Consider the following 4,579-nt stretch of genomic DNA (forward strand, 5'->3'; position numbering starts at 1 on the left):
AGGGGGCCGGTGCGAAGCGGCTCGGGGGCGGGGGCGGTACCGCGCGGCGGGGCGGTCTGCGGAGCGCTCACGCCGCAAGCCTAGAGCCTGTGCGCGCCACGGCCCCCGGGCCGCCGGCAGGAAGCGGGGGACGGAGGCGACAACGAGCCGCGGGCCCCGGCCCTCACGAGGAGGGACGGGGCGCGCGGCTGATGGTGCGGTGCGGGCGGCGGGGCCGACCCGCGGTCCCCGGCCGGGAGCCTCAGGGCTTGGCGGGGTACTCGTCCGGGATGAGGCCGTCGTCCGACAGCATGGCCCGGACCTGCTCGATCGTCGCGTCGGGCGCCGGGAGGATCAGCTCCGACGGCTCCAGCGCGTCGTCGGGCAGGGGCGCCCCCATGGTGCGGACCGCGTCGAGCAGGGCGGCGAGCGTCCGACGGAAGCCCTCCTTGTCGTCCTGCTCGACCTCGGCCATCAGCTCGTCGTCGAGCTCGTTCAGCTTGGGGAAGTGGCTGTCGTCCAGCCGGACCTGCCCCTCCCCCATGATCCGTACGATCACTCCGTACTCCTTGTAACAACCGTGTCGGGCAGGGCTACTGCTTGTCGAACTTCGGGGTGTCCTGCCTCGGGTCCTGCACGCCCCCGGTGCCGCCCTCCAGCGCCTGCGGCGTGGTGCCGCCGGCGAGTTCGGCCTTCATGCGCTCCAGCTCCAGGTCGACGTCCGAGCCGCTGGAGATGCGGTCCAGCTCGGCGGTCAGGTCGTCCTTGGAGGTGCCGGTCGGGTCGTCGAGCGCACCGGACGCCAGCAGCTCGTCGATGGCACCGGAACGCGCCTGGAGCTCCTGGGTCTTGTCCTCGGCACGCTGGATCGCCATGCCGACGTCGCCCATCTCCTCGGAGATGCCGGAGAAGGCCTCACCGATGCGGGTCTGCGCCTGCGCCGCGGTGTAGGTGGCCTTGATGGTCTCCTTCTTGGTGCGGAAGGCGTCCACCTTGGCCTGCAGCCGCTGCGCGGCGAGGGTGAGCTTGTCCTCCTCGGCCTGGAGCGTCTGGTGCTGCGTCTCCAGGTCGGAGACCTGCTGCTGGAGCGCCGACCGACGGGTCAGCGCCTCACGGGCCAGGTCCTCACGACCGAGGGCGAGGGCCTTCTTGCCCTGCTCCCCCAGCTTGTCCGACTGGCCGCGCAGCTGGTTCAGCTGCAGCTCCAGCCGCTTGCGGGAGGTGGCGACGTCCGCCACCCCGCGCCGTACCTTCTGCAGCAGTTCCAGCTGCTTCTGGTACGAGTAGTCGAGCGTCTCGCGCGGGTCCTCGGCCCTGTCCAGGGCCTTGTTGGCCTTCGCGCGGAAGATCATCCCCATCCGCTTCATGACACCGCTCATGGGCCTCGCGCGCCCCCTTCAGACTGCTCCGGATAAATCGCCAGGTGACCTCTAGCCTACGGGTCCCGCCTCCATTAGCGCACCACCCGTCCATGATCGTCGTCCTTCGTGAGGACGAGGTGGAGGGCGTTCGCTACGGCTCAGGGACTAGGGACACCGCCCCGGCCCGCACGGTTCCCGGCGGCGGCGCACGCGTTCCCGCCCTCGTCGCGCCGGGGCCCGCCGAGCGGCCCCCGGGGGTCGGCACGGGACGGCCGCGGCGGGACCGGGAGGTCTCGGATCGGGAACATCCGGGTCACCCCCGGGGTACGGGGGCTTAGCCGGAAGCCGACGAAGCCGTAGGCTGGGGGGGTGTTCCGAAGCCGTTCGAATGAGACCAAGCAGGCCGCCGCCGAGACCGCGCAGGACGAGGCGCAGGTCCGCGACCCGCAGGCGCCCAAGGGCCGGCCGACGCCCAAGCGCAGCGAGGCCCAGGCGCTGCGCCGCGCGACCGTGAAGCCGCCGACCAGCCGCAAGGAGGCCGCCAAGCGTGCCCGGGAGGCGCGGCGCACGGCGCTCGCCAAGCAGCGGGAGGCGTTGATCTCGGGCGAGGAGCGCCACCTCCCGGTGCGCGACCGGGGTCCGGTGCGCCGGTACGCCCGTGACTTCGTGGACTCCAAGTGGCACGTCTCGGAGTACTTCCTGCCGATCGCGGTGGTCATCCTCGTGATGAGCATGTTCCCGGCCCAGCAGGCGGCCTCGCTGCTGCTCTGGATGGGTGTGATCGTCATGATGGTCACCGACTGGGTGGTGACGGGCGTGCGGCTGAAGAAGCAGCTGCGCGAGCGGTTCCCCGACGAGTCCCACAAGGGCGCCCGCGCCTACGCGATCATGCGGACCCTCCAGATGCGCCGCATGCGGCTGCCCAAGCCGCAGCTCAAGCGCGGCGAGCAGCCGCGCTGAGCCCCTCGGCCGGAGCGCCGCGCCCCTGAGCGCGTGTTTGAGACCCCACGCCGGGCCCGCGACGCCGGCTACGGCCATCTGCTGCGTTGTCGGAGACGCCCGAATACAACCCGGTATGAGGGGCGCCCCTCCGCCTTGCAGCTGACCGCATCCGACGCCGCGGGCTGATCCGACGCGGGATCTCAAGCACGCTCTGAGGTCACCCGGGGGGCGTAACGGTCAATCCCGCTCCAGCGCCGTGCTGCGGGTGAGAATCGCCGCATGATCCACGCCCGAGGGAACACCTTCGCAACCGGTGCCGCCGTGCTCTGCGCGGCGGCACTGCTGTCTGCCTGCTCCGGCGAGGGCGGCCGGGCCGACCTCGGCATCGCCGACGCCGGCGACGCCGTCGCGAGCGCCGAGGCGGCGGCTATCGACAAGACGTTCCAGGACGTGGTGACCGAGGTGCTGCCGTCCGTCGTCCAGATCACGACCCAGGACGGCCTGGGGTCGGGCGTCGTCTACGACGACCGGGGCCACATCGTCACCAACGCGCACGTGGTGGGCGAGTCCGACGAGGTCGAGATCCTGCTCGCCACCGACCGCCGGCCGCTGCCGGCGGAGGTGGTCGCCACCTACGCGCCGCAGGACCTCGCCGTCGTCCGGCTCCGCGAGACCCCCGACGACCTCGACCCGGCCTCGTTCGGGGACTCCTCCGAGGTGCGGGTGGGGCAGATGGTCCTGGCCATGGGCAACCCGCTGGGGCTCGACTCCAGCGTCACCCAGGGCATCGTCTCGGCGGTCGGCCGCTCGCTCAGCGAGGGCGAGGGCGGGACGACGCTGAGCAACCTCGTGCAGACCTCCGCGCCGATCAACCCGGGCAACAGCGGCGGCGCGCTGGTCAACCTCTCCGGCGAGGTGATCGGCATCCCGACCATCGGCGCCCGCGAACCGGACGGCGGCGGGCAGGCCGCGGGGATCGGGTTCGCCATCCCGTCGGCGAGCGTGACCTCGCTGGCGGACCAGATGATCGAGAACGGCGAGGTCACCGACTCCGGGCGCGCCGCGCTCGGCGTCACCGTGCGCACCGTGCTCGGCGAGGGGTTCCGGCCGGTGGGCGCGGCCGTGGTGAGCGTGGTGGGCGGCGGGCCGGCGGACGACGCCGGACTCCGGCCGGGTGATGTCATCGTCGCCGTCGCGGACGAGCAGGTCACCGATGTGGTGTCCCTGGCGGAGGCGCTGGCCTCGCAGCAACCGGACGACACGGTCGACGTGGTCTGGGAGCGGGACGGCTCCGAGGAGTCCGCCGAGGCCACCCTCGACGACGCCTGAGTCGGAGCGGCGCGCTGCGTGCCCCTCCCGCCGCGGCGGGAGGGCCACGGCGGGTCAGCCGGCCTCGTGCAGGCTCATCGGCCCGTAGACCACACTGCCGTCCTCGCTGAGCGTCACCTGGTCGACGCCCTGGTCCCGCAGGTCCTGCCACGCCTCACCGATCCAGGTCTCGGCGTCGCCCTGCGTCGTGAAGTCGCCCGGCGGCTCACCGGGCGCGACCTCCGAACCGTCCAGCTTCTCGAACCGCCATTCCCACGCCACAGCCGCCTCCAGAAGATCGCCGGAGACGGAAGCCTAACGCTCCGGGTGCGATCGAGCCGGAAGACGAGACCATCGAGGGGTGGACGTCACTCTGCTCGGCACCGGCGACCCGGCGGGCCTGCCCCGCCCGGACTGCCCGTGCGCCGCCTGCTCCCGCGCCGCGTCCGGCCGTCACCGCGCCGCCACCTCGGTCCTGATCGACCAGGAGCTGCTGCTCGACCTCACCCCGGGCGCAGCCATGGCGGCGGCCCGCGCCGGCCGCTCCCTCCACGCGGTACGTCAGGTGCTGCTCACTCATCCGCACGACGGGCCGGCGATCGAGTTCCCCGACGACCTGCCGCCACCCGTTCGGGTGCCGGACCGCCGGGAGCTGACGCTGCTGGGTGGCCACCGGGTACGCGCCGTCGCCCTGGACGCGCCGGGTACCGGGTACGAGGTGACGGGCCCGGACGGCCGCCGGTTGCTCTACCTGCCGCCCGGCGGCGGCCCCGCGGGACTCGCCGAGGACACCGAGGGCCCCTACGACCTGGTGCTGCTCGACGTGGTCGGGCGACCCGACGCGCTGGCGCGGCTGCGGGCGGCGCACGCCGTCGACTGGACCACCGACATCGTCGCCGTCCACCTGGGCCACGACGCGCCGGACGGGCCGGAGCTGGTGCGGCGGCTCGCCGCCGCGGGGGCGCGCGCCGTGCCGGACGGCACGGCGC

At 73.3% G+C, this 4,579-nt stretch carries 6 protein-coding genes; 3 read left to right on the plus strand and 3 right to left on the minus strand.

Annotated features, from left to right (window positions below; translation table 11 throughout):
• Positions 1 to 241: 241 nt before the first annotated feature.
• On the minus strand, positions 242 to 538 hold the full coding sequence (gene pspAA / locus HCN52_RS22040) for a PspA-associated protein PspAA (RefSeq protein WP_167932102.1): 297 nt from the start codon (positions 536 to 538) through the stop codon (positions 242 to 244).
• 34 nt (positions 539 to 572) lie between these two features.
• Positions 573 to 1,358 (minus strand): PspA/IM30 family protein, encoded by a 786-nt coding sequence (locus HCN52_RS22045; RefSeq protein WP_167932101.1) that lies wholly within the window; start codon positions 1,356 to 1,358, stop codon positions 573 to 575.
• Between the two features lie 351 nt (positions 1,359 to 1,709).
• Between HCN52_RS22045 and HCN52_RS22050 the strand changes: the two genes are divergently transcribed.
• Together HCN52_RS22050 and HCN52_RS22055 are read left to right on the plus strand one after the other, a co-directional pair.
• Positions 1,710 to 2,300 carry a DUF3043 domain-containing protein gene (locus tag HCN52_RS22050; protein WP_168090194.1) on the plus strand — a complete coding sequence of 197 codons (591 nt, stop codon included), beginning with the start codon at positions 1,710 to 1,712 and terminating at the stop codon, positions 2,298 to 2,300.
• Positions 2,301 to 2,561: 261 nt separating this feature from the next.
• Positions 2,562 to 3,611 (plus strand): S1C family serine protease, encoded by a 1,050-nt coding sequence (locus HCN52_RS22055; protein ID WP_168090195.1) that lies wholly within the window; start codon positions 2,562 to 2,564, stop codon positions 3,609 to 3,611.
• Between the two features lie 54 nt (positions 3,612 to 3,665).
• On the opposite strand, the gene HCN52_RS22060 is transcribed toward HCN52_RS22055, so the two are convergent.
• The gene (locus HCN52_RS22060) at positions 3,666 to 3,872 is read right to left on the minus strand and encodes a hypothetical protein (protein WP_168090196.1); all 207 of its coding nucleotides are present in this window, start codon (positions 3,870 to 3,872) and stop codon (positions 3,666 to 3,668) included.
• 79 nt (positions 3,873 to 3,951) lie between these two features.
• On the opposite strand from HCN52_RS22060, the gene HCN52_RS22065 reads away from it, so the two are divergent.
• The coding region (locus HCN52_RS22065) for an MBL fold metallo-hydrolase (protein ID WP_512700789.1) at positions 3,952 to 4,579 on the plus strand (628 nt) is incomplete at its 3' end.

The organism is Streptomyces bohaiensis (assembly GCF_012033785.1).
In the GTDB taxonomy this organism is placed as follows: Bacteria; Actinomycetota; Actinomycetes; order Streptomycetales; family Streptomycetaceae; genus Streptomyces; species Streptomyces bohaiensis.